Below are 24377 nucleotides of genomic sequence, written 5' to 3' on the forward strand. Positions count from 1 at the left end.
ACCCACCCCTCCATGAGCGTTTGATCGATTCAGCCCGCTTTTGATCGATCTATTGACCCTCTTCGATCAGTCGCTCAGGATTTCCGCATGACCGTCTCCCTTGGTGCCCTCTTCGAACTCCCTCCGGAAGACCGCGCGTCGAGCCCGTACACCGGATACACCCGCGCCCACTGGGAGGCGGCCGCCGACAGGATGCTGGACGCCGCGTGGAAGTGGGCCACGCCGGGTGGCGCCCGGCTCGACCTGCCCGGCCCCCCGTCGCACTCGGGTGTCCGCTCCGACGGGCTGGAGGGGTACGCGCGCACGTTCCTGGCGGCCGGCTTCCGGGTCGCGGGGGCGGGCGGCAAGGACCCGAACGGGCTGCTGGAGCGGTACGCGGACGGGCTCGACGCCGGTACGCGGACACCGGGCCGGGACGACGCGGAGTCCTGGCCGCTGATCCTGGACCACGATGTGCGGGGGCAGCCCATGGTGGAGTCCGCCTCGGTGGCCCTCGGGCTGCGGCTCACCCGGCCCTGGCTCTGGGACCGGCTGACGCCCGACGTGCGGGACCGGGCGGAGCAGTGGCTGCGGGGCGCGCTGCGGCACGTTCCGGCGGGCAACAACTGGTACCTGTTCCCGTACACCGTGGCCGGTTTCCTGGAGTCGGTGGGCCGGGGCGACGCGGAGACGGCACGGGCCCGGGAGCGGGCTCTGGAGCTGCTGGAGAGCTGGTACCGGGGCGACGGCTGGTACGCCGACGGGGACGGGCGCGCCTTTGACCACTACAACGGCTGGGCACTGCACCTGTATCCGCTGCTCGACGCCCATCTGTCGGGCGACGCGCGGGAGTCGGCGCGGCACGGGGCGCGGTTGCGCGAGCATCTGGAGAGCTTCTCGCTGATGTTCGGCGGCGACGGGGCCCCGCTGCATTTCGGGCGCTCGCTGACCTATCGCTTCGCCGCGAGCGCGGGTGTGGGTCTGGGCGCGGTGACCGGGCACACGCCCCTCGCCCCGGGGGCGTCCCGGCGGGTGGCCAGCGGGGCGCTGCGATACTTCCTGGAGCGCGGCGCGGTCGACGGGAGCGGGCTGTTGAGCCTCGGCTGGCACGGCCCGCACGCGGCGACGCTGCAGACCTACTCCGGTCCCGCGTCGCCTTATTGGGCGTCGAAGGCGTTCGTGTCCCTGTTGGCTCCCGCCGAGCATCCATTCTGGTCGTCGCCGGAGGAGGCGGCCCCGAGCGAGGGGCGCGACCGGGTGCTGTCCGTGCCCGCGGCGGGCTTTCTGGTGCAGTCGACGCGGGCGGACGGCGTGGTGCGGCTGCACAACCACGGCAGCGACCATGTCCGCGCGGACGAGGGCGAGTCCGCGGCCGACGAGGACCCGCACTACGCGCGGCTCGCGTACTCCACCGTGACCGGACCCACCTCGGCGGCGAACACCGCGGACAACCATATGTCGGTGACGGTGGGCGGGGCACGCAGCGCACGGCGGCGCATCCATCCGCTCGGGTCCGGGCACGGCGACGGCTGGGGCTGGGCGGCCTCCTGGCACCTGCCGGTGTTTCCGGCGGGCCCGTCCACCGTCCCCGGGCTGCGGGTGGAGAGCGCGATCGTGGCGCGGGGCCGCCATGAACTGCGGGTGCACCGGGTACTGGGCGCGCCGGACGGGGCGCGGGCCGAGCTGACGGGCTGGGCCACCGACCCCGGCGGCACGGTGCGCTCACGGTTGTGGGGGCTGCACGGCTGGGAGGCTCCCGAGGACGTACGGGCCCCGCAGGGGACGGCGTTCGCCCGCTGGGCGACCGTGCCCCGGCTCGCCGCCGATGTGACCGGCACGGTGGTCCTGGCCGCCCTGGCCTCCCTCACCGCCGACCCGGAAGCCGACCCGGAGCCCGCCGAGGTGGTGGGCCGGGTGGGGGTGGCCGGTGACACGGTCGAGGTGCGCTGGGCGCAGGACGGGGCGCGGACGCGGATCACGTTCGGCGGTGCGGCGGTGACGGTGGAGCACGGGCCGGCCGGCACCGCCTGAGACCTCGCGTTCGGATCGGGCCGGACCGGGGAGCCCGGCCCGATCCGAACGCGAGGCCCACGGTGCTACGCGTCCGTCCGGATCACCACCACCAGCGTCCGGGGGCCGTGCACGCCCTCCACCCGTTCCAGCTCGATGTCGGAGGTGGCGGACGGGCCGCTGATCAGCGTCGTCGGCCGTTCGGGCACCAGGCGCGCCACCGCCTCGGGCACGCCCGCCTCGACGGTGGAGAGGTCGACGACGCAGAGGTGCAGATCGGGGACGAGGGACAGCGCCCGGCGGCCCTGGCCGGGCGAACCGTCCAGGAAGATCGTGCCGGTCTCGGCGCAGCCGGCGGCCGACGCCGTCACCACCGCGTCCAGGGTGTCGAGCTGTGAGGGCGGGACATCGGCGTCGTCCTGCCGCACCTCGCCGTCGTACCGGGCGAGCCAGCGCGCGTCCAGCCCGGCCGGCACGCCGATGCGGCGGACGTCGTGCTCCCGCAGGACGTCGCCGACGACCTCGGCGGTGTGGCCCGCGGTGCAGGGGTGCACCCGCGCCCTGTAGTCGAGGAGCCGGTCCGTGAACAGGGCGAGGCGTTCGTCGTCGGGCAAGACCCGTCCGGTGCGGTAGGCGCGCGGGACGACGACGGCGGGTGCCGGGGCCAGCGCCAGGGCGTCACGGATCCGGCCCAGCACGGTGTCGCGGGCACTGCTCATGTCGCGTCCTCCTCGTCGTGCCCGCCGCCGGGGGCCGTGGTGCCGGGTCCGTCCGGGGCCGCGGCGTCGTGTTCGCCGGCCGCGGCCCGCAGGGCGGCCGCGCCCTCGTCGGAGGCGAACCAGGAGCGGAAGGTCTGCCGGGGCGGGGCCGGGGTGTCACGGCTGTCGCTCCAGCCGCTGAGCGGCGGGGGCAGCCGCGAGATCGTCCCGTCGCGCCCCGCGATGACGCGGCCGAGCCCGGACGCCTTCTGCGCGGCGGTGTACACGGCCGGTCGGCTCATCACGGCCGCGGCCGCCTTCATCACCAGCCTCTCCGGCGTGACACCGCTCTGTTCGGTGTGCTGATGGCGCAACTCCACCAGCAGCGCGGGGATGTCGATCTTGACCGGGCAGGCGTCGAAGCAGGCCCCGCAGAGGCTGGAGGCGTACGGCAGGGAACTGTTCGGGTCGTCCTTCGCCGCGTGCATTCCGGCCAGTTGCGGAGTGAGGACGGCGCCGATGGGGCCGGGGTAGGTCGAACCGTAGGCGTGGCCGCCGGTCCGCTCGTACACCGGGCAGACGTTGAGGCAGGCGGAACAGCGGATGCAGTTGAGGGCCGCGCGTCCGATGGCGTCGGCGAGGGCGGCGGTGCGGCCGTTGTCGAGGAGGACCAGGTGGAAGTCGCGCGGACCGTCGCCGGGCGTAGCCCCGGTCCACAGCGAGGTGTAGGGGTTCATCCGCTCCCCCGTCGAGGAGCGGGGCAGGAGCTGGAGGAAGACCTCCAGGTCCTGGTAGCGGGGAATCACCTTCTCGATGCCCATCACGGTGATGAGCGTCTCGGGCAGGGTCAGGCACATGCGTCCGTTGCCCTCGGACTCGACGACGGCGAGCGTGCCGGTCTCGGCGACACCGAAGTTGGCGCCGGAGACGGCGACCTTCGTCGAGAGGAACTTCTCGCGGAGGTAGCGGCGGGCGGCGGCGGCGAGGTGGGCGGGGACGTTGTCCAGATCCGGGTCGACGCCGGGGATCCGGTCGAGGAAGATCTGGCGGATCTCGTCCCGGTTGCGGTGGATCGCGGGCACCAGGATGTGTGAGGGCTTGTCGTGGGCGAGCTGCACGATGAGCTCGGCGAGATCGGTCTCGTAGGGGGTGATGCCGACGGACTCCAGGTGCTCGTTGAGTCCGGTCTCCTGGGTCGCCATCGACTTGACCTTGATGACCTCGTCGCTGCCCGCGGCCTTCACGAGCCGGGCGACGATCTCGTTGGCCTCGGTCGCGTCGCGCGCCCAGTGCACGGTGCCGCCGCGCTCGGTGACCTTGCGCTCCAGTTGTTCGAGCAGTTCCGGCAGCCGGTTCATGGCGTCGGTCTTGATGGCGGAGCCCGCGTCCCGCAGGGCCTCCCAGTCGGGCAGTTCGCCGGTGACGCCGAGGCGTTTGGCCCGGATGGTGCCGGTGGCGCGGCCGAGGTTGCGGCGGAGCTGGTCGTTGCCCAGCTCGTCGTGGGCCGCGCGGGGGAAGGCCCGGTCGCCGCGGAGGTTTCCGGTGCCGTACGGGGAGCGGGGCGGCGGGGCCGGCATGCCGAGGAACGTGCTCATGCGGTGGCCTCCGTCAGGACGTCGGGCGTGGTGCGGGTCGCGGCGAGGATCCGGGCGAGGTGCAGGGTGCGGGTCCCGGACCGGATCCGGGAGAGCCCGCCGCCGATGTGCATCAGGCAGGAGGAGTCCCCGGCGGTGCACACCTCCGCCCCGGTGGCGGTGATGCTGTCCGTCTTGTCGTGGAGCATCGCGGTGGACGTCTCGGCGTTCTTGAGCGCGAAGGTGCCGCCGAATCCGCAGCAGGAGTCGGCCCCCTCCAGCTCGACGAGGTCGATCCCCTCGACCGCGCGCAGGAGCCGGAGCGGTTTGTCGCCGACCCGGAGCATCCGCAGCGAGTGGCAGGTGGGGTGGTACGTCACCCGGTGCGGGAAGTACGCGCCGACCCGGGTGACGCCGAGGACGTCCACGAGGAGTTCGGAGAGCTCGTACGTCTTCGCGGCGACGGCGTCCACTCCGGCGCGGAGCGCGGCGTCCCCGTAGCGGTCGGCGACGATCCGGTGCTGATGTCGCACGGAACCGGCGCACGAGCCCGACGGCATCACGACCGCCTCGATCGAGGCGTCGCCGAACCCGTCCGCGAAGTTGCGTACCAGGGGCACGGGTTCGCGCTGGTAGCCGGTGTTGATGTGCATCTGCCCGCAGCAGGTCTGGCCCGGCGGGAACACCACTTCGTGGCCCAGGCGCGCGAGCAGGATCGCGGTGGCCTTCACCGCGTCGGGGAAGAGCGTGTCTCCCAGACAGGTGGCGAAGAGTCCGATGCGCATGGAGCCTCCCCGGTCGGGTTCTCCGCGGCGGTCGAGTGGCCGTCGCGTTTCACTATGAGGTTTCTATGGTCGGACCATACTAGGCGCAGGCCGTTGAAGACAGGCCGTCGAAGGGAACGTCCGCACTGCGCGTCGTGCGGCACACCGTCCCGGACGGCGTTTCGTGCGGCACGCGATCCCGGAGGGCGTATGCGGGAGCAGAGGGCCCGCTCGGGTTCCTACGGTGCGATGGGGCCTTCCACCAGCGTCCCGTGCAGGCCCCGGATATGCCGCTCCACCAGGTCCGCGGCTTCTCCGCCCCGCCCTTCCCCCACCAGCGCGAGGAGGGCACCGTGCTCGGCGTTGAGGGCGCGAGCGGTGGCCGGCCAGTCCTCGGCGGCTTCCAGCGCGCGCAGGATCAGCGGCCGTACGGACTCGCGTACGGCGGAGGTGAGCGTCGACGTCAGGGCGTTGCCGGAGCTGCGGGCGATGAGCACATGGAAGCGGGTGTCCAGATCATTGAAGCCGCTCACCCCGATGCCCGGCTCGGCCATGCCCGCCACCAGCTCCTCCGCCTCGTCGAGGTCCTCGGGCGGTGCGTGGCGGGCGGCGGCCTCGAAACTGGAGCGCTCCAGGACCACACGGGCCTCCAGAACGTCCTGGAGGCTGTAACTGCCGAGGGCGAAGTGAAGTCGGAGCAGCCGGCCCAGCGCGTCGTCCGGGTTGCGCACGATGCGGGCCCCGGCGTCGGGTCCCCGGCCTGGCTGGGCCACCAGGACGCCGATGGTCTCCAGCACCCGGAGCGCCTCGCGCAGGGCGGAGCGGCTGACGCCGAGCACCGGAGCCAGTTCCCGTTCGGGCGGCAGCCGGTCACCGGCGCGGAGCTCTCCGGCGAAGACCCGCTCCTCGATGCTGCGGAGCACGAGTTCATGGGTGCGGGACTGCCGCACGGGCTGCCATTCGACGGGCATCCGTCACTCCCTGCCTCGGCCGGATCCGGACATGCAGCCTATGTCACACCGAACGTGTGGTCGGACCTCAACGAGTGGTCGGACCTGAACGAGTGGTCGGACCTCAGCGCGTCGACCGGACCTCGGGGCGTGTGGTCCGTCCTCACGGAGCTCGCTCCTCCCTCCCGTACGGGCGAAGGCCCCGCCCGGAGGTCCGGACGAGGCCTCGACGCCGGCCGGAAGGAGGCCGGTGGGGCAGTGCGTGCAGGCACCGCCGGGAGGAGGGACGCGGGTCAGCGGGCGCTCGGGATGTCCCGCCCGTGCAGGCGTCCGCACTGCGGGTCGAAGAGCTGGGCCGCCGCTCCGGACACGACCAGGCCGGCGGCGATCAGGAGACCGTGGCCCACGGCGATACCGGTGCCCAGTGCGGCGAGCCCGACGGCCAGCCACACCCAGGCGTTGCGGCGGCGGTACTCGCGCGGGGTGCGCGGGGTCCCGCCGGACATCGCCTCGGCGAACCCGGGATCGTCGTGACGCAGCTGCTCCTCCAGGTCACGCAGCCGCTCGTCGTACGTGGGCATGGTGTCTCCCTCCCGGTACGGAAACCCTCTCGGCTCCTGATGCCCCGGCCCCCGCGGTGCGGCACGGGGCAGGGCCCCCGGGGCCCTGGCCTCATGGTCGTCGGAGGAGGCCTCCGGGGACCATCGGGGACAGCACCCATATCCGGGGGTGCGCACCATGCAGACCGGGCGCGCGCGGGGTGCCGGAGCGGCGGGTCCGGGCGGCGACGGCCGTCCACCCGCGCAGCGACGATAGTGGAGGCTGTCAGCGCGGCCGTCCGTGCGCCCGTTACGACCCGACCTCCGAAGGAGCCGTTCGACCTTGTCCCTGTTCTGGCGGATCTTCCTGCTCAACGCGGCCGTGCTGGTGGCGGCCGGCGCCCTGCTGCTGCTCGGGCCGATCACCATCTCCACCCCGGTCCTGCTGACCGAGGCCATGATCCTGACCGGCGGCATCGCCTTCATGCTGGCGGCCAACGCGGCCCTGCTCCGGCTCGGCCTCTTCCCGCTCCAGCGCGTCACCCGCGCGATGACGACCACCGATCTGCTGCGTCCGAGCCCACGCCCCGAGGTCGCGGGGCACGGTGAGATCGCCGCGCTGATCGAGACGTTCAACACGATGCTGGACCGGCTGGAGGCCGAGCGGGCCACCAGCAGCGCCCGCGCGCTCTCCGCGCAGGAGGCCGAGCGCCGCCGTGTGGCGCAGGAGCTGCACGACGAGGTCGGGCAGACGCTGACCGCGGTTCTGCTGGAGCTGAAGCGGGTCGCCGACCACGCCCCGGAGCCGTTGCGCGGGGAGTTGCGCCAGGTCCAGGAGATCACCCGGGGGTCGCTCGACGAGATCCGCCGGATCGCGCGCCGGCTGCGGCCCGGGGTGCTGGAGGAGCTGGGCCTGGTGAGCGCGCTGACGGCGCTGATCACCGAGACCCCGAAGCCGGACGGGCTGACGATCCGCCGCCGGATGGGAAAGGACCTGCCCGAGTTGGGCACCGAGGCCGAGCTGGTCGTCTACCGGATCGCGCAGGAAGCCCTCACCAACACCGTCCGGCACGCCCGCGCCACCCGGCTCGAACTGTCGCTGTGGCGCAGCCCCGGCGGAGTGGAACTGCGCGTCCGCGACGACGGCCGCGGCCTCGGGGGCGCCCCGGAGGGGGCGGGCCTGCGCGGTATGCGCGAACGCGCCCTGCTGATCGGCGCCGAGGTCTTCCTCGGTCCCGGCCCGCAGGGTGGCACCGAAGTACGTCTCGATGTGCCCGTCCCGAACGGAAGCAAGTGACCATGCCCACCTCACCGTCCATCGCCACGCCTTCCAGGGGCGCGACCGCTCCGACCCGCATCCTGCTGGCGGACGACCACGCCCTCGTGCGACGCGGCGTCCGGCTGATCCTCGACGGCGAACCGGACCTGACGGTCGTCGCCGAGGCGGGCGACGGCGCCGAGGCCATCGAGATGGCCCGCGCCGAACAGCCCGACCTGGTCATTCTGGATATCGCGATGCCCCGTCTGACCGGCCTCCAGGCGGCGCGCGAGCTGTCCCGGGTGATGCCCGGTCTGCGGATCCTGATGCTCACGATGTACGACAACGAGCAGTACTTCTTCGAGGCGTTGAAGGCGGGGGCGGCCGGGTACGTCCTCAAGTCGGTCGCGGACCGGGACCTGGTGGAGGCCTGCCGGGCGGCGATGCGCGACGAGCCGTTCCTCTACCCGGGCGCGGTGACCGCGCTCATCCGGAACTTCCTCGACCGGGCCAGGGACGGCGAGGACCTGCCCGCGCGGACCATTACGGAGCGCGAGGAGGAGATCCTCAAGCTGGTCGCCGAGGGCCACTCCTCCAGGGAGATCGCCGAGCTGCTCGTCATCAGCGTCAAGACCGTGGAACGGCACCGCGCCAACCTGCTCCAGAAGCTCGGTCTGCGCGACCGCCTGGAGCTCACCCGCTACGCGATCCGCGCCGGGCTGATCGAGCCCTGACCCACGGGATCAAGGGTCCGGGCAGTTCATGTGATTCTCACCCGGTCCGCATAGGGTGCCCCCGTGACCCAGATGACCCCGCCCGGCTGGCATCCAGACCCCGGGCACTCAGGCAATGGCCCCGCTCAGGAACGCTGGTGGGACGGAGCGCAGTGGACCGGCCATGTCCGCGCGTCGCCCGGCGCGGCGCGCCGTCGCGGGATCCGCATCGGTGTCGGTGTGACGGTGGGCGCGGTGGTGCTCGCCGCCATCGGGGGCGGTGTGTATCTGCTCGGCGAGGACGGCGGCGGCCGGCCGGACACGGCGGCCTCCTCGCCGTCCGCCGTCCCCGATCCGCCGGGCGCACCGGACGGCGGCGAGAAGGACGGTCAGGAGGGCGACGGGGGGAACGGCGGGGAGAACGGAGAAGGCCAGGGACCCGGTGACCGGCTCCCGCCGACCGAGCCGGGCTTCGCCACGGACCTGGCCGCGGGGATCAGCCTTCCGGTGCCCAAGGGCTGGAAGGGAACCTCCGGGGCGGTCGGCGCCGGTCTGACGACGGGTGAGCACGCGTGCCCCGGCGACACCGCCGAGACCTGCGTGCGCGGCGGGGTGTTCTCCGCCCCGGCGGCCGCCATGAAGCTCACCGCGGGGACGCCCGAGGAGGCGGCGAAGAAGGACATCGCCCCCAACGCCCAGGAGTCCTACGGCGGTAAGAGCTACGGGAAGATCTCCTCGCACGAGGAGCTGAGGTCCGAGGCCGTCACGGTGGCGGGCGGCAAAGGCTATGTCGTGCGCTGGAAGGTGGTGACGGAGAAGGGCGACGACGGCTACGTCGAGTCGCTGGTGTTCCCCTCCCCCGCCTCCAAGGACATGCTCGTCGTGGTCCGGTCCGGGTTCGACGTCAACAAGGACGCGCCGAAGCTGTCCGTCCTGGACGACATCACCCGCGGGATCAAGGCCGCGTCCGGTGCCGGAGGCGGCGGCGGAGCCGTCTGAACGGCCCCGCCCGGCGTCGCGTGAGCGGTGGGGCCCGGACCGGAGACGGTCCGGGCCCCACCGTTCGCTGTCGGGTAATCCGTCGCGTCAGCCCGTGGCCGTTGCCGGGTCGCTGACCCCGGCGGCCCCCGTCTCGACATGCCCGGCGAAGCGGCGCAGGAAGGCCGGGTCTCCCTCGGCCGTGACGGACACGTCGTACCAGCGCCTTCCCGCCCTCAGGTCCATGGTGCGCGACACGGTGGCGCCGGGCCGGACGGTGACCGACTGCTCCGCTCCCCCGTAGGCGTCGGCGTTGGAGAGCGTGAGGCGGACCTCGCTGTCGCCGGGGTTGGTGAGGGTCAGGTCGAGGTTGCCGCTGCCGTCGTTGTGGCGGGCGGTGGCCTCGGGGCCGACGGTGGAACCCGGGCTCCTGAACGTACGGAGGAAACCGTTGGGGCCGTGGACCGTGAGGTCGTGGGTGCCGCCGGAGTAGGCGGAGTTCCAGGCGTCCGACACCGTCCGGCCGGCCTCGGCGGTGTACGTCCACGGGGCGTCGGTCCGGTTCCCGGAGGTGACGTAGAACTGCGCGCCGGCCACCGTGCCCGGGCTGAAGGTGAGCGCGATCTTCCCGGTGCCCGCGTCGACGGCACCGTCGACGTACGGGGCGTACGGGAGCGGCCGGGCGGGTCGGCTGCCCGGTTCCTGCTTCGGCAGTGATCCGACGGCGGGCGGGGTCGGCCGGTAGTCGGGGTGACGTTCGCGGTCCGGGGGCTCGTAGGCGGAGGTGTCCGGCAGGTCGCCGGGGGCGGGCTCGGTGCGGGCGAAGTCGAAGGCGGAGGTCAGGTCGCCGCAGACGGCACGCCGCCACGGTGAGATGTTCGGCTCGCGCACGCCGAAGCGCTGCTCCATGAACCGCAGCACCGAGGTGTGGTCGAAGGTCTCGGAGCAGACGTAGCCGCCGGTGCTCCAGGGCGAGACGACCAGCATCGGGACGCGCGGCCCGAGTCCGTAGACACCGGGGCCGTACGCGGCGCCGCCCGCGTACACCTCGGTCGAGGTGTCGGCCGTGGACAGGCCCCGGTCGGCGGAGGTCGGCGGATAGGGCGGCACGACGTGGTCGAAGAAGCCGTCGTTCTCGTCGTAGGTGATGAACAGGGCGGTCCGGCTCCACACCTCGGGATCGGACGTCAGCGCGTCCAGCAGCCGGGCGATGTACCAGGCGCCGTAGTTGGACGGGAAGTTGGAGTGCTCGGTGAAGGCCTCCGGGGCGGCGACCCAGGAGATCTGCGGCAGGGTTCCGGCCCGGACGTCGGCGGCGATGCCGTCGAAGTAGCCGTCGCCTCCGGCCACGTTCGTGCCGGTGCGCGCCTTGTCGTACAGCGGGTTCCCGGGCTGGGCGTCGCGGTACTTGTCGAAGTAGAGCAGCGAGTTGTCGCCGTAGTTGCCCCGGTAGGCGTCGTCGATCCAGCCCCAGCCGCCGGGGCCGTCCAGGCCGTCGCCGATGTCCTGGTAGATCTTCCAGGAGACCCCGGCCTCTTCCAGTCGTTCGGGGTACGTCGTCCAGCCGTAGCCGCGCTCCTCGTTGCCGAGGACGGGTCCGCCGCCGGTGCCGTCGTTGCCGGTGTACCCCGACCAGAGGTAGTAGCGGTTGGGGTCGGTGGCCCCGATGAACGAGCAGTGGTAGGCGTCGCACACGGTGAACCGGTCGGCGAGCGCGTAGTGGAAGGGAATGTCGTCCCGGGTCAGATGGGCCATCGTCGTCGGCGTCTTGGCCGGGATCCAGCGGTCGTACCGACCGTCGTTGTACGCCCGGTGGCCGCCCGCCCAGTCGTGGTTGAGGCCCTGGAGGAACTGCATCCCCAGGTCGTCGGCGGTCGGGTGGAACGGCAGGGTCTCCTTGCCCGTCGCGTCGGCCTGATGCCAGACGGGCTTTCCGCTCGGCAGCGTCACGGGCCGCGGGTCCCCGAACCCCCTGACGCCTTTCAGCGCCCCGAAGTAGTGGTCGAAGGAACGGTTCTCCTGCATCAGGACGACGATGTGTTCGACATCCTGGAGCGTCCCGGAAGCCCGGTGGGCGGGGATGGCGGCGGCGCGGTCGATGCTGCCCGACAGTGCGGCGAATCCCGCCGTCGCACCGGCTATCTGGAAGAAGCGGCGCCGATTCATATCAGCCATGAGTGAGGGGCCTCTTGGAGTGTGGGGAACAGAAGCGAACAGGATGTTCCAAGAGAATCGAACAGAACGGAAGAGGCCGTGACGGATCGGTTAACGCCGCATGAGTTCCTCCAGGAGTTCGGCGAGGAGACCGGGGTGCCCCACGAACGGGGAGTGGCCCGTCCGCCACTCACGTACCTCGGTGCACCGCGCGGCCATCTTCCGTTGCAGAGCGGGGTCGATGACCCGGTCCTGGCCGCAGACGACGTAGGTGGAGGGCGTGTCCTTCCAGCTGTGATGGAGGGGGACTCCCCGTCCACAGCCGGGGGCTTGCGGACGGAGCAGGCCGACCGCCCAGGCAGCGGGGGGTGCGGGGCAGCCGTTGTAGAGCACTTCGGCCGCGAGGTCGGGACACAGACGGGTCGATCCGTCGGGCTCGGGGATGATCGCCTCCTGGAGTCGCGGCGATGCCCCGCCCAGGGTGGCGGCGCTCTCGCCGGTGTCCGGCACGAAGGCCGTCAGATAGACCAGCTGCCCCGCCCCGCGCACTCCGGTGATCACCGACCCGCCGTAGGAGTGGCCGAGCACGAGCGGAGGCTCCGCCAACGCGTCGACGGCGGACTGGACCGCCGCGGTGTCGGCGGACAGCGAGCCCCGGTGGAGCTCGGGCACGACGACCTCGATGCCCGCGGTCCGCAAGCGTTCCGCCACCCTGCCGAAGTGCTCGGGACGGTGGTACAGGCCATGAACGAGCAGTACGGCAGACAGAGCGCCCGCCTCCTCACGTAACGTTCCGACAGCTGAAAAGGTACGACGACAGCGAGGACCGAAGATGAACAGTCCGGCGATTGTGTCGCGAGAAGAATGGTTGGCGGCCCGGAAGGAACTGCTGGCGCGGGAGAAGCAGTTCGACCGGGAGCGGGACGCGCTCAGCGCACAGCGCCGGGCCCTGCCGATGGTCGAGGTCACCGAACCGTACGTCTTCGACGGTCCGGACGGCACGGTGAGCCTCGTCGACCTGTTCGACGGTCGCAGCCAGCTCATCGTCTACCACTTCATGCTGGCACCCGACTGGGAGGCCGGCTGCACCGGGTGTTCGCTCCTCGCCGACAACATCGGCCACTTGGCGCATCTGCACGCGGCCCGGACATCATTCGCCGGGGTCTCGCGCGCGCCTCTGGCGAGGATCACGGAGTTCCGCGAACGCATGGAGTGGACCTTCCCCTGGTTCTCCTCCCACGGGACATCGTTCAACTACGACTTCCACGTCACCATGGATGAATCCGTGACGCCCGTTCTCTTCAACTTCCGCACGAAGGACGAGCTGCGGGAGGCCGGAATCGGGTCCTGGGCCGAGAGCGGCGAGCAGCACGGCCTGAGCGTCTTCCTCCGCGAGGGCGATCGTGTGTTCCACACCTACTCGACGTACTCGCGTGGCACCGATCTCCTCAACGGCACCTTCAACTACCTGGACCTGACCCCCCTCGGGCGCCAGGAGGAGGCCGGGATCATGGACTGGGTCCGCCACCACGACGACTACGGCGGCTGAGCCGTGTCGGGGAAGTGGCGCGCGATGGAGTCGACCGCGTACCTGTGGCAGGAGACATGGTGGTCGACCCCGCACTGAAGCACGCCCCTTCCCGGTCACGCTCCGACGTGCCGCGCGGGCCTCGTCGGGTCAGGGCGCGCGCTTCACGTGGCGGACCAGCCACATCAGCAGGGCGTCCAGGTCGGCGGCGGCCGAGAGGACCCGGTCGACCGCCTCCGGGGTGTGCAGCCACTCCTCGTAGCCGAGGGGACGGGCGGCGATCAGCGAACGGTGGCGCAGCAGATCCGTACGGGGGTGGTCTGCCGGATAGCCGCGCGGGGGGCGTTTCATCACGTCCCCGGAGACGTCGTAGCCCTTCCTCCGCACCTCCTCGACGATGGCGGACAGTTCGGGGCCGCTCCTCTCGGAGGCCACGGCTCTGCGGAACACGTCCACCTGGCCGGGGTCGGGGTACCACCAGGCGCCCTGGATCCGCAGGCCGTCCAGGGAGAACCGGAGACCGATCTCGATCTTGCGGCCGAGCCGGATCACCGCGGCCTGGTGCTGCCACCACCAGGAGTCGGTGCGGTAGTGCCACACGGAGAAGTCCTCGTACCGGGGGTCGGTGTCCGCGACGTCGTTGAGGAGGGCGATCATCGGGAGCCGGACCAGGCGTTCGCGGTCCGCGCGGAAGCGTTCGCGGGTCGCGTGGTCCGGTTCGCCCTGAAGCTGCCACAACACGTCCATGGCCTGCTCCGGCCAGCCGGTGAACTGTCCGCGCATGCGCGCAGAATAGCTCACCCGTGATCGGTGGGCGGAGAGCTGGTCGGGCGGGGTGCGTCACCCCTGACGAAGCGGGGGTACGGCGGGGGCTCTCCGGCCGGTTCGATGTGCCATGCAGCCTCACTGTTCGGCGCCGACACCGAACGTGTCGAGGTCCGCGAGGACCAAGCGGGCCCTCTGGCTCCAGGTATGGCTGTGCAGGAACTGCCGGCGGGCCTTTTCGCCGAGTGAACGTCCGAGGGTCGTGTCGGTGACGAGGCGGCCGATGGCTTCGGCCCAGGCCTCCTGATCGTCGGGCGGGCGCAGGAGGCAGTTGACGCCGTCCTGGAGGACTTCGCGCAGCACGGGCAGATCGGAGGCGATGATGGCTCGCCCGTGCGCCATGTACTCGAAGATCTTCATCGGGGAGGCCCAGCGGCTCGTTTCGCAGTGGCTGCCGGCGGTGTAGACCTTCGCCTGGTAGGGAGCGAGAACGACGTCGAACAGCGGGTAGTACGCCTCGACGGCACCCGGCGGCCGGTGACCGTGGAAGTACGCGTTCGGCGGCCCGCCCCTCCTCCGCCACCGGTCGAGATCCTCGGGAGCGCCGCCGACCAGGTGGAAGTCGCAGTCGGGAAAGCGGTTGGCCAGCGCCAGGACGAGATGGATTCCGCGCCCTTCGTAGAGATGTCCCACGTATCCGATGCTCGGTGCGCCCGGCCTCCCCGGCAGCGGCGGTGGATCCTGCCGGTGGGCGGGAGTCCGGGGCTCTTCGGCGGCCTCCGGAGCGACCACGATCGGAAGGCTGCCCAGGTGGCCGTAGGCGAGCCGGTAGTCCTGCCCGAGGGCACGGGTGATCACGACGATGCGCGTCGGCGGAGTGTTACGGAGCAGGTCCTCCTCGATGCGCAGGGTGTTGGGGTCGTCCCTCAGACGGTGGGTCTCGTAGACGAGTGGCGCCACCTCGGCCGCTGCCGTGAGGGCGTACAGGTCATGGCCGTAGATGAGGTCCGGCGGGTCGCGGGTCAGCAGGAGGCGCACCCGGTCCGCCCGGTCCCGGTAGCCGGCCGGTGAGTAGTCGGGGCTCCGGACCGTCGTCACGGTGAAGCGGTGGCGCACCCCGTAGTACGCGTGCGGGTCCGGGACGGTGTACGTGCCCGGCGCCGTGTACAGCGTGACGTCGTGCCCTGCTTCGGTGAACGCGTCACACATCCGCATGGCGTGGACGCTGTTGGCATAGAGAGAGGGGACGCTCCCGGGGTGCAGATACGCGATGCGCAGGCCTGCCCGGACGGCAGGTGAGCGCCGCTGTTCCTCTGCCTGCCGCCGGTCCTGCCGTGTGGTGCGAGGCTCGGTCATGTCCGGCTCCCATCAGGTGTGTACCGGGTGCTGCGGCGGAGACATCCGGTGGACCGGCCTCCGCGCCGGGTGGTGTCCTAGCGGGCCTGCTCCCGGAACCACTCGACAGTCCGTTCGAGTCCCTCGCGCAACGGGACCGGCCGCACGCCGGGGACAAGGTTCAGAAGCCGCGAGTTCTCGGCATGGGAATGGCGAACGTCTCCCGGCCGGGGCGGCAGGTGCCGCGGGTCGAGCGGGGTCCCCAGAACCGCCTCCAGCTCCGTGATCAGTTCGGCGAGGGACGTACGCGTCCCGTAGGCGAGGTTCACCGGATCGGCGGAGACGACCTTGCGCAGCACCGCCCGGGTGAGAACCCGGCAGACGGTCTCCACATAGGTGAAATCGCGACTCTGGAGGCCGTCTCCGTTGACGAGGACCGGCTGACCGGTCATGGCGGCGTTGATCCAGGCGGGCACCACTGCCGCGTAGTCGTGTCCCGCGGGTTGCCGGGGACCGTACACGTTGAAGAAGCGGAACGGCAGAACCGGCAAGTCGTAGCAGTGGTGGTAGGAGGCCAGGTAGGACTCGGCCGCCAACTTGCCTACCGCGTAAGGGCTGAGGGGGGCCGGGCGCAGGTCCTCGTGCTTGGGAAGGTGGGGGTTGGCCCCGTACACGGAGGAGGAGGAAGCGGCGATCACATGGGCGCCGCCCGCGCGCCGGGCCGCTTCCAGAACCATCAGTGTTCCGGTGGAGTTGGCATGATGGCTGGCCAGGGGGTCGGCCACCGAGCGGGCGACCGAGGGCAGGGCGGCGAGGTGGACGATCGTCTCCGCTCCCCGGAACACCCGGTCGAGGAGCGCGGCGTCCAGGACGCTGCCCTCGACGAACCGCACGTCGGCTCCGGTGAGATTGTCCCGGGAACCGGTGGAGAGGTCGTCCAGGACACGGACCTCGGACGCCTCGCCGCAGCGGGTGAGGGCATGGGCGAGGTTGCTGCCGATGAAGCCGGCGCCTCCGGTGATCACGATCTTCACGCTCGTCACTCCCAGTCCGTGGTCAGAGAACGTCGATGTTGTCGCCGCCGAGCCGTCGGCGGCAGTCCAGGACGTAGGTGGAACATCGAGCGATGAGGCCGTAGTCGAACGCGTCGTGGTCCGCGAGCAGGACGACCGCATCGGCCGCCGACAGCTCCTGTTCCCCGGCCGTCACCCGTGGGACCGCGTCGAGTGGCCCGGAGGCCGGCGGCACCGACCGCGCGACGTGCGGGTCCGCGGCGCTGACGTTCGCGCCCAGGGCGAGAAGCAGTTCCGTGATGCGGACGGCCGGAGTCTCCCGGACGTCGCTCGTGTTGGCCTTGTACGCGAGGCCCAGCAGCAGGACGCGTGATCCGTCCACCTTCTTGCCGCGTCGCCGGAGCCCGTCGGTCAGCCGGCGTACCACGTAGTCCGGCATGTGGCCGTTGACGTCGTTGGCGAGCTCCACGAAACGAAAGGTGCGGCCGGCCGTGCGCTCGGCCCACCAGGACAGATAGGAGGGGTCGACCGGCAGGCAGTGTCCGCCGACTCCCGGTCCCGGGTGGAAGCTCAGGAATCCGTGGGGTTTCGTCGCCGCCGCGTCGATCGCCTCCCACACGTCGACGTCGAGGTCGTGGGAGAACGTGGCGAGCTCGTTGACCAAGGCGATGTTGACGTGGCGGAAGGTGTTCTCCAGCAGCTTGGCCATCTCGGCGGTCCGGCAACTGCTGACCTGCACCGTAGTGTCCACGATGGAGCCGTAGAACTCCGTGACCCGCCGCAGGGAGGTCGCGTCCACGCCGGAGACGAGTTTGGGGGTGTTGTCCAGCCGCCAGCGGGTGTTGCCGGGGTCTATGCGCTCGGGGCTGTAGCCGAGCTGGAAGTCGCGGCCGGCGAGGAGTCCGGATGTCTGTTGCAGGAGAGGGGCCACGAGGTCCTCGGTCGTTCCCGGGTAGGTGGTTGATTCCAGAACGACGGTGGTTCCCGGCCGGAGGTAACCGCCCAGGGTCCGGGCCGAGTCAACGATGTGGGACAGGTCGGGCAGTCCGTCTCTGAGTGGTGTGGGAACGGTGATGACCGCGATGTCGAAGCCTTCGCAGTCGGCCGGGTCACGGCTGGGCCGGTAGGCGCCGGAGGCGAGCAGGGGGAGGAGCTGCGCGCGGGAGACGTCCTCGACATAGGAGTCGCCGTCCACCAGACGGCTCACTCGTTCCTTGTCCACGTCATAGCCGACGACCTGGTATCCACTCTCGGCCGCCCGTACGGCCAGTGACAGTCCGACGTAGCCCTGCCCGACGATCACCGCGCGGCCACGGGACGGGCCGGGCCGTGTGGGGGGACGCGCCGCCTCGCGCGGTGACGCCCCGTCCGGGGCGGACCCGTTCACCTGTTCTCGCCGGACACATGGGGTCGCGCGCCCCCCGCCCACGGGCGTGGTCGGCCCGGAACCCGCGGGCGTCGGGTCCGGGTTCCGGCGCGTGGGGTCGCGGCGGGAGCGCAACGGTCGGGCGTGCTGGGCCGTACGGGCATGAGCAGTTCCCCTCTGGGCGGTTCGCCCCCGTGTGAAGGGCGCAGGACGCTCTCGGTGCGCGAGTCCGTTGCGGTGGCGCGGTCCCTGGGATGCGGGCGATGGGCCTGACGGTGGTCAGCGGGAACGTGCGGTCGGGTGTGGCGCCCGGGTGCCGGCAGGACCGGGGCAGACCTCATGTGAGCAGAGTGATCACATTGCGGGTGATGGTTCGTATCCGGGGTTCCAGGGGCAGGAGCCGCGGCCAGTCGGTGGTGGCCGCGTTGAAGACGGTTCCGCCCCGCGTGTAGATCCCGAGGGTGGCGGCTCGACCCGGGCCGTCACTTTCGCGTACGGCCGTGTGCCAGCCCGACGCGGGGGCCGTGGGGAGGTCCGCGACGCCCAGGATGGTGAATCCGTCGGGTGTTCCGTCCTCTCCGGTGGCGACCGCCCGGCCCTGCTGGTCGCGCCGATAGGCGGCTCCGTCGCATTCGTACCCCACGAGGTGATGCTCACCTCCCAGCACGTCGCCCTCTCTCAGGCCCGTGCCGGCGAAGACCGGGTGCTCGGGGTGCTGAACGGTGAAGCCCAGTGACTCGCGTGCCCCCTCCCAGTGCCCGCCGCCGTTGCGGTAGCTGACGCCGATGAGCCGGTTCTCCGGTTCGATCTCCCACCAGTGGTCGGGGGCGCCGCGCATCCGGTCGGTGTCGGCGCCCTGGGGTGCTCCGGGCGGGTACTTGGCGCAGCTGATGGCCGTGCCGGCCGAGTTCGGTGTCACCCGCCACCAGCAGGTGTTGGCCCCGAAGATCGCCAGGTTGCCGCCCTGGTCGCGGAAGTCGGTGACGTGTCGACGGACGCCCTCGCTCCAGTACTCGTCATGTCCCGCGGACAGCAGCAGCCGGTAGCGGTGTGCGAGTTCCGGGTCCTCGTCAAGGTCGAGGTCGGTGCAGTAGTCGGCGGTGAACCCGGATGTCTCCAGCCACGCGATGAAGGGCGCGTCCCAGTGCGCGAAGGTCTGGCGGGGAGTGCGGGGGTCGTGGGCGTCGGGCCTGCCCTTGACCGGGCCGCCGGTTCCGCCGCCGGGGCGCGCGAGGGTGACGGTGCGACGGGTCTCCGTGCGGGAGAGGGCACCATACAGGCTGGCTCCGCCGCTCCGGTTGTACGCGTGGTAGGTGAAGAGCGGCACCTTGTAAAGGATGCGAGCGGTGCGCCCGGGGTCGCGGGCCGTCACCACGAACAGCAGTCGCGAGTGCCGGGCGTCCAGGGCGGCCGCATCGGCCGGCGTCCGCGCGGCGGGGTGTCCGGTGCCGGGGCCGAGTACCGCGACGTACACCCCCGAGGGCCAGTGCCCAGGGATCGCCATGTCGTGCCCGGGCCAGGTCCAGTCCTCGTCGTGGCCGCCCGGCTCCGCGTATGCGCCGGGTCCCTCCAGATGGCCCATCAGGCGTGGACGCGGGCCGCAGCGGTAGAAGTCGGCCCGGAACCGCCGGGCTCGCGTCGAGATGTGCAGCCGCAGGATCTCGCCGGCCCGCACGCTGGGCCGGCCCGGATAGCCGTTCACCACTACCCCGTCGATGGGCGCTTCATCCGTCATGGGGTGGGCCCGGTCGGGCGGTTACCCGGGCCGCCGAGCCCGGCGAGGACGACATCGGCCCGTCGGCGCCAGGTATAGCGCTCCCGTACCTGCCGCCGTCCCTCGGCGCCGAGTCTGTGGCGGAGGGAGGAGTCGGTGATCAGTTCGTGCAGGGCTCCCGCCCAGGCGTCCGGATCCTCGGGCGGGCGGAGGAGGCAGTTGACGCGGTCCTGGAGGACTTCCCGCAGGACCGGCAGGTCGGAGGCGATCATGGGGCGGCCGTGGGACATGTACTCGAACACCTTCATGGGCGAGGCCCAGCGCCCGGTCTCCCCCAGTCTTCCCCACGTGTACACCTTGCGCTCGTAGGGGGCCAGAACGACGTCGAAGCCGGGGTAGTACGACCCGAGTTCGGCGGGCGGCCGGTGGCCGTGGAAGTACACGTGTGGAGAACGGCAGACCTTCTGCCAGCGGACGCGGTCCTCGTCCGTGCCGCCGACCAGGTGGAAATCGATCGAGGGAAAGCGTTCGGCGAGCTGCAGGACGAGGCCGATGCCCCGTCCGTCGTAGAGGTGGCCGACGTAGCCGACGCGCGGGGCGTCCGGGCGGCCCGGCAGCGGCGAACGGCCGGCCGGGGCAGGGCCCGGCGGGTCCGCGCAGTCCGGCGCGACCACGATGGGCAGCGTGCCCAGGGCCGCGTACTTCTCCCGCAGGTCGTGGGCCAGGGCGTGAGTGATCGCGACGACGCGTTCCAGTCGGGGGGTGCGGAGGAGCTCTTCCTCGGTGCCGACGGGCGAGAGGTCCTCGCGCAGTTGGTGGATCTCGTACACCAGGGGCGCCAGGTCGCCGAGGGCGGCCAGGGCGTAGGGATCCCGCCCGTAGACGAGGTCGGGGGCGGGGCCGTCCTCCACCAGTGTCCGGATGTCCTCGGCCCGCTTCCAGTAGCCGGAGGGCGTGTAGTCGGGGCAGGCCACGAGACGGATCGGGAAGCGGTTGCGCACACCGTAGTAGGCGTAGGGGTCCTCGCCCGAGCCGGGTACGGAGTAGAGGGTGACCTCGTGCCCGGCCTCCGCGAACGCGTCACACATACGCATGACGTGTACTCCGTTGGCGAAGGGGGAGGGAATGCTGCCCCCGTGCAGGTACGCGATGCGCATGCCGGCCTAGCTCCGCGGGGCCGTGGTGGCGGATCCGGGCCGCGGGGCGGCTGGAGGTCGCTGGGACCGGGTGTCCATCGAATCCACGGGCGTCTCCTCGGGACGGGGCAGCTGACGAAGCATCATCCTGTGTGCCGCGGGGCTTTCCAAGAGTGACCTTTCAGCCTGTTCAGCTGTCCTGTTTCCGCCAGTTTTGCCCGCATCGCGGGAGCGGACAAGCCGATGGCGAAGCCTGGAACGCCGGTCCGGCGTCGGACCCATCCCTTCTGTCGGCAACTTCCGGACAGAAATGTGTCCGAGAGGGAACAGGTGACAGAGCGGACGTGCTGTGAGCGGGGGCGTTTCCGACGGCTGCCGCGCGTGGTAGGCCCGGGCTGCGATCAGCACGCCGGGCCGACCGGGAGACGCAGGCGGGCGGCGCACGGGCGTCGGTGCCGACCACTGGGAACACCCTGCCGTCAAGGGACTTCCACCCGGGTATTCAGGAGCCGAACGGGCCGTGGTGCGGGCGTCGCGGCGAACCAGCGGCACCTTGTGCTCCCTTCCGGACCGCGCCTACCGTGGTCGCGCCGTGACTCCCCGTCAACGTCGGCGGAGACGGTAATCGAAGGGAGATCGACATGATCGACACGACCGAGGAGATCGAGCAGATTCCCGAAGACGAACTTCCCGAACTGGCACTGATGGTCGACGTGCCCAGCTGACGCGGCGCCACCCGGGCGGCGAGCCGATCCGGTTCGCCGCCCGTCCCCCACCGCTCACCCGATCCCCGCTCCTACGGCAGCACGGAGGTCATCCACGGTGCGAGTGGAACCCGACGCCCGCGAGAGTACCGAGGAGCGCTCCGCCCTGGCGCTCATGACCCGCACGGCCCTGGAACGGGTGGGCCTGGAGGTCCTGTCGCGGGAAGCCACGCATCCAGCGGTGGTCGAGGCGGCGCACGTCGCCCAGCACATGATGCGGACCGGTCATCCCACGCCCGAGCGCCTCACCCGCGTGACCGGCATGCTCGACCGAGCCCGGTCGGCCGGCCCCGCCTCGCCTTCCTCCGGGCTTCCCTGGCCGGTCGAACTCACGGAGCCGGGGCCACACCTGGAACGCAGTGTTGTCCGCGCGCTGAGGTCCGTACCGAAGAGAGCCACCGAACCGGACACCTTCCACGGCTCCGAGGTGACCGGGTGGCGCACCCATGAGAGGGACACCGCGCACCACGCGATCGCCCTGCTGACGTCGGCCTGGCCCGGCGCGGCGGCCGAGTTGAGCACCGTCCTCGTACAGATCGCCCTGTTGGACGGACCCGCCATCGACGGGTTCACCGACTTCACGGTCCACGGCGCCGTCTTCATCCGACGCGACCGTCTCACGCCGGACCCCGACGGGTTGCCGGGCCCCGTCCGGCTGGCCGAAGCCCTCGTCCACGAAGGCGCCCACACGCGCTGCAACGCCGCGTCCGTGGCGACCCGGCCGTTCCTGCGGCCCCTGGAGGACGACGGACCGATGGTCACCACCCCTCTCAGGATCGACCCGAGGCCGCTCACCGGCCTGTTCCAGCAGATGGTGGTCCTGGCGCGCAGTGTCCTGCTGTACCGGCACCTGATCGCCGACGCCCCGGACGAGGCCGGCACGCACGCTGCCGTGCGATCGCGCCACGACCTCCTTGCCCGCTCCGCCGCCGAGGCGGTCGGCACCATGGCCGGGCACCGTGACGCGCTCACCGAACACGGTGCGGCGATCCTGGAGGACGCCGCACTGGTGGCACAGGTGCGCGCCTGATGGCCGTGGCTTCCTGGACGCCTCAGGTCTTCGCCCCGTACGCCTCCTGTCCGCAGGTCGTCTTCGCCCGGGTGGCGGCGCGCTCACCGCAGTTCGACGCCGTCTGCGCCGCCGGTGACCGTCCGATCCTCGTGGGGAGTTCGGCCGGACACGACCCGGAGAGGGTCGCGGCAAGCGCGCGCGGCGAACTCCTCGAACGTATGGGCAACGTCCTGGCGGGACGTGCGGCCGAGGCGGACGCGGCGGTGGTCGCGACCCACAAGGAGCTCCGCCGCAAGGGGATCCCCGCCGTCGATCCCGCCGGGCTCACGGCAGACGGCGGCGCGGCTGCGCTGGACGACGTGCGCGAGGCCCGTCGGCTCTGGGTGCTCGGGCGCTCCCTGCGCACCGGTGCCGAGGTGCACGTACCGGCCGGAGCGGTCTTCCTCCACCACCGGGCGCCGACCGGGTGCGATCCAGGGCCGGGCGCCGGCTCCACCGGCATCGCCGCCCACCCGGATCCGGAGGCGGCAACGCAACACGCCGCCTGGGAGGTACTGGAACGCGACCTCATCCGCGGGAGTTGGTACGGCCTCCTTCCGGGCCCGGACGTGATGGCCTCGACCGGGCTGCCGGAGCCCCTGTCCCAACTGCTCGACGGCACGGGGACGGAGGCCACCGGGCTCGATCTGCCGGCCCCCGCCGGAGCACGGTGCGTGGCCGTGGCTCTGCACGCCGCGGACGGGACCCGGCAGACCTTCGGGGCGCGCTGCGGTCCGGATACGGGCGATGTCGACACGCTGGCCGAGAAGGCGGCCTATGAGGCGCTCATGGTGCGCTGGAGCATGAACACAGCGGTAGTGAAGGACACATGGGCGCGTTGGCGGGGCGAAGATCCGCCGGACTCCGCGGTCAAGCACGCGCTGTGGACGTATCACCGGCAGGACAGCCTCCGCCTGTGGACGTCCCGCGCCCCGCGGAGCGGGGTCCGCCGCGAACCGGCCGCCGGGGCGCCCCACCGGTCGGGAACGGACGCCCTCGCCGAGCACACCGGCGGAGACCTCGTCGTCGTGGACACCACGAGCGGACAGCCGGCCTCCTTGGGCTGGACCGTAGTACGGGTCGTGGCTCCGGGGGCACGTGCCCTGCCGACCGGCCCGAACGGTGAACCCGGCCCGGCGGCCGGGCCCGGCCCGCACCCGCTCGGATGATCCCGCGATCCGCACACCGCCCGCCGGCCGGCCGTGACCGCGCAGACCACCGCTCGTCACGGGGACCGGAACGACCGCAGGCCGAGGAGGCCCGGCATGACCGTCCAACCCGACAGACCAGCCCCCTCGCCCCACCGGCCCTCCGTGACACCGGGCCCCGTCGATGACCGCCACGCCCCCAGGACCGTCCCGGCGGGACAGTACGCGGACGACCACGCAGCCGACTACGACCGGTGGTTCGCCAAGCCCGGCGTCACCACGGCGACCGTGGACATGCTCACCGAGCTCGCCGGTGAGGGCCGGATTCTCGAACTGGGGGTGGGTACCGGCAGGGTCGCGCTGCCACTCGCCCGACGAGGCTTCGACGTTCACGGAATCGAGGCGTCGGCGGCGATGGCGGCGCGGCTCCGCGCGAAACCCGGCGGGGACAACGTCCACGTCACCCTCGGCGACTTCGCCGATGTGCCCGTCGAGGGACCGTTCTCCCTCATCCTCGTCGTGGGGGGCACCCTCTTCGAACTCACCTCCCACGAAAGCCTTCAGCGCTGCCTCATCGCCTCGGCGGACCGGCTCACGCCGACGGGCGCCCTCGTTCTCGACGCGCACGTGCCCGAAGCCCTGGCCGTCGCGGCCGCGTCGGGGGTGCCCGAGGTCGTCTCCGAGACCGATGACCACCTGATCCTCTGCCACCGCAGGATCGACCCGTCCACCGCGACGTACCAGTCCCACTACCTCGTTCACGAGGGAGACCGCACCCGTCACCTCCGGGTCCGCTTCCACTACGCCTCACCGGGAGAACTGGACCTGATGGCGGAGCGGGCGGGATTGCGGCTCCGGAGGCGCCTGGGCTCCTGGACGGGCGAGCCGTTCACCCGCGCAAGCAGCTATCACGTCTCCGTCTACGAACGCCTCTGAGCCT

At 71.7% G+C, this 24377-nt stretch carries 21 protein-coding genes; 8 read left to right on the plus strand and 13 right to left on the minus strand.

What is annotated here, in order from left to right:
• Nucleotides 1-87 precede the first annotated feature (87 nt).
• Nucleotides 88-2010 (plus strand): DUF2264 domain-containing protein, encoded by a 1923-nt coding sequence (locus HET64_RS06555; RefSeq protein ID WP_215103090.1) that lies wholly within the window; start codon nucleotides 88-90, stop codon nucleotides 2008-2010.
• 65 nt (nucleotides 2011-2075) lie between these two features.
• Here the strand turns inward: HET64_RS06555 and HET64_RS06560 are convergent, their stop codons facing one another.
• The 5 genes from HET64_RS06560 to HET64_RS06580 form a co-directional block, all read right to left on the minus strand.
• Entirely contained in the window at nucleotides 2076-2708 is a 633-nt protein-coding gene (locus HET64_RS06560) for an LUD domain-containing protein (protein WP_215103091.1), read from the minus strand.
• Nucleotides 2705-4282: a lactate utilization protein B gene (locus HET64_RS06565; RefSeq protein WP_215103092.1), complete on the minus strand. Its 1578-nt coding sequence runs from the start codon at nucleotides 4280-4282 to the stop codon at nucleotides 2705-2707. The genes HET64_RS06560 and HET64_RS06565 overlap by 4 nt, the downstream gene beginning before the upstream one ends.
• The gene (locus HET64_RS06570; protein WP_215103093.1) at nucleotides 4279-5046 is read right to left on the minus strand and encodes a (Fe-S)-binding protein; all 768 of its coding nucleotides are present in this window, start codon (nucleotides 5044-5046) and stop codon (nucleotides 4279-4281) included. The genes HET64_RS06565 and HET64_RS06570 overlap by 4 nt, the downstream gene beginning before the upstream one ends.
• A 218-nt stretch (nucleotides 5047-5264) precedes the next feature.
• Nucleotides 5265-5996: a FadR/GntR family transcriptional regulator gene (locus tag HET64_RS06575; RefSeq protein ID WP_215103094.1), complete on the minus strand. Its 732-nt coding sequence runs from the start codon at nucleotides 5994-5996 to the stop codon at nucleotides 5265-5267.
• 272 nt (nucleotides 5997-6268) lie between these two features.
• The gene (locus HET64_RS06580; protein ID WP_215103095.1) at nucleotides 6269-6556 is read right to left on the minus strand and encodes a DUF3040 domain-containing protein; all 288 of its coding nucleotides are present in this window, start codon (nucleotides 6554-6556) and stop codon (nucleotides 6269-6271) included.
• 301 nt (nucleotides 6557-6857) lie between these two features.
• Here HET64_RS06580 and HET64_RS06585 point away from each other — a divergent pair, with 301 nt between their 5' ends.
• The 3 genes from HET64_RS06585 to HET64_RS06595 all read left to right on the plus strand — a co-directional run bounded on the left by HET64_RS06585 (nucleotide 6858) and on the right by HET64_RS06595 (nucleotide 9484).
• On the plus strand, nucleotides 6858-7811 hold the full coding sequence (locus HET64_RS06585; RefSeq protein WP_215103096.1) for a HAMP domain-containing sensor histidine kinase: 954 nt from the start codon (nucleotides 6858-6860) through the stop codon (nucleotides 7809-7811).
• 2 nt (nucleotides 7812-7813) lie between these two features.
• Nucleotides 7814-8506: a response regulator transcription factor gene (locus HET64_RS06590; protein WP_215103097.1), complete on the plus strand. Its 693-nt coding sequence runs from the start codon at nucleotides 7814-7816 to the stop codon at nucleotides 8504-8506.
• A gap of 72 nt (nucleotides 8507-8578) precedes the next feature.
• Nucleotides 8579-9484: a DUF2510 domain-containing protein gene (locus HET64_RS06595; RefSeq protein WP_215103111.1), complete on the plus strand. Its 906-nt coding sequence runs from the start codon at nucleotides 8579-8581 to the stop codon at nucleotides 9482-9484.
• An 87-nt stretch (nucleotides 9485-9571) separates the two neighbouring features.
• Here HET64_RS06595 and HET64_RS06600 read toward each other — a convergent pair whose 3' ends face one another.
• Nucleotides 9572-11638: a phosphocholine-specific phospholipase C gene (locus HET64_RS06600; RefSeq protein WP_215103098.1), complete on the minus strand. Its 2067-nt coding sequence runs from the start codon at nucleotides 11636-11638 to the stop codon at nucleotides 9572-9574.
• A gap of 90 nt (nucleotides 11639-11728) precedes the next feature.
• Nucleotides 11729-12385 carry an alpha/beta hydrolase gene (locus tag HET64_RS06605; protein WP_215103112.1) on the minus strand — a complete coding sequence of 219 codons (657 nt, stop codon included), beginning with the start codon at nucleotides 12383-12385 and terminating at the stop codon, nucleotides 11729-11731.
• Nucleotides 12386-12449: 64 nt separating this feature from the next.
• Between HET64_RS06605 and HET64_RS06610 the strand changes: the two genes are divergently transcribed.
• A complete protein-coding gene (locus HET64_RS06610) occupies nucleotides 12450-13166 on the plus strand; it encodes a DUF899 domain-containing protein (RefSeq protein ID WP_215103099.1) in 717 nt (238 codons plus the stop codon).
• A gap of 129 nt (nucleotides 13167-13295) precedes the next feature.
• Here the strand turns inward: HET64_RS06610 and HET64_RS06615 are convergent, their stop codons facing one another.
• The 6 genes from HET64_RS06615 to HET64_RS06640 all read right to left on the minus strand — a co-directional run bounded on the left by HET64_RS06615 (nucleotide 13296) and on the right by HET64_RS06640 (nucleotide 20432).
• Nucleotides 13296-13928 carry a DUF2461 family protein gene (locus HET64_RS06615; RefSeq protein WP_251144887.1) on the minus strand — a complete coding sequence of 211 codons (633 nt, stop codon included), beginning with the start codon at nucleotides 13926-13928 and terminating at the stop codon, nucleotides 13296-13298.
• 120 nt (nucleotides 13929-14048) lie between these two features.
• On the minus strand, nucleotides 14049-15266 hold the full coding sequence (locus tag HET64_RS06620) for a glycosyltransferase family 4 protein (RefSeq protein WP_215103100.1): 1218 nt from the start codon (nucleotides 15264-15266) through the stop codon (nucleotides 14049-14051).
• Between the two features lie 77 nt (nucleotides 15267-15343).
• Complete coding sequence (locus HET64_RS06625) at nucleotides 15344-16279, minus strand: NAD-dependent epimerase/dehydratase family protein (protein ID WP_215103101.1); 936 nt, start codon at nucleotides 16277-16279, stop codon at nucleotides 15344-15346.
• A 22-nt stretch (nucleotides 16280-16301) separates the two neighbouring features.
• Nucleotides 16302-17561, minus strand: coding sequence for a nucleotide sugar dehydrogenase (locus HET64_RS06630; protein WP_308369858.1), 1260 nt, complete (start codon nucleotides 17559-17561; stop codon nucleotides 16302-16304).
• Nucleotides 17562-17961: 400 nt separating this feature from the next.
• Nucleotides 17962-19359, minus strand: a complete 1398-nt coding sequence (locus tag HET64_RS06635; protein WP_215103103.1) for a N,N-dimethylformamidase beta subunit family domain-containing protein — start codon at nucleotides 19357-19359, stop codon at nucleotides 17962-17964.
• Entirely contained in the window at nucleotides 19356-20432 is a 1077-nt protein-coding gene (locus HET64_RS06640) for a glycosyltransferase family 4 protein (RefSeq protein ID WP_215103104.1), read from the minus strand. The genes HET64_RS06635 and HET64_RS06640 overlap by 4 nt, the downstream gene beginning before the upstream one ends.
• 864 nt (nucleotides 20433-21296) lie before the next feature.
• On the opposite strand from HET64_RS06640, the gene HET64_RS06645 reads away from it, so the two are divergent.
• The 3 genes from HET64_RS06645 (at nucleotide 21297) to HET64_RS06655 (ending at nucleotide 24373) form a co-directional block, all read left to right on the plus strand.
• A complete protein-coding gene (locus tag HET64_RS06645) occupies nucleotides 21297-22268 on the plus strand; it encodes an HEXXH motif-containing putative peptide modification protein (RefSeq protein WP_215103105.1) in 972 nt (323 codons plus the stop codon).
• Nucleotides 22268-23458, plus strand: coding sequence for a YcaO-like family protein (locus HET64_RS06650; protein ID WP_215103106.1), 1191 nt, complete (start codon nucleotides 22268-22270; stop codon nucleotides 23456-23458). The genes HET64_RS06645 and HET64_RS06650 overlap by 1 nt, the downstream gene beginning before the upstream one ends.
• A 96-nt stretch (nucleotides 23459-23554) precedes the next feature.
• Complete coding sequence (locus HET64_RS06655) at nucleotides 23555-24373, plus strand: class I SAM-dependent methyltransferase (RefSeq protein WP_215103107.1); 819 nt, start codon at nucleotides 23555-23557, stop codon at nucleotides 24371-24373.
• Nucleotides 24374-24377 lie beyond the last annotated feature (4 nt).

The sequence above is a fragment of the Streptomyces sp. McG3 genome, assembly GCF_018619185.1.
Taxonomy (GTDB): Bacteria; Actinomycetota; Actinomycetes; order Streptomycetales; family Streptomycetaceae; genus Streptomyces.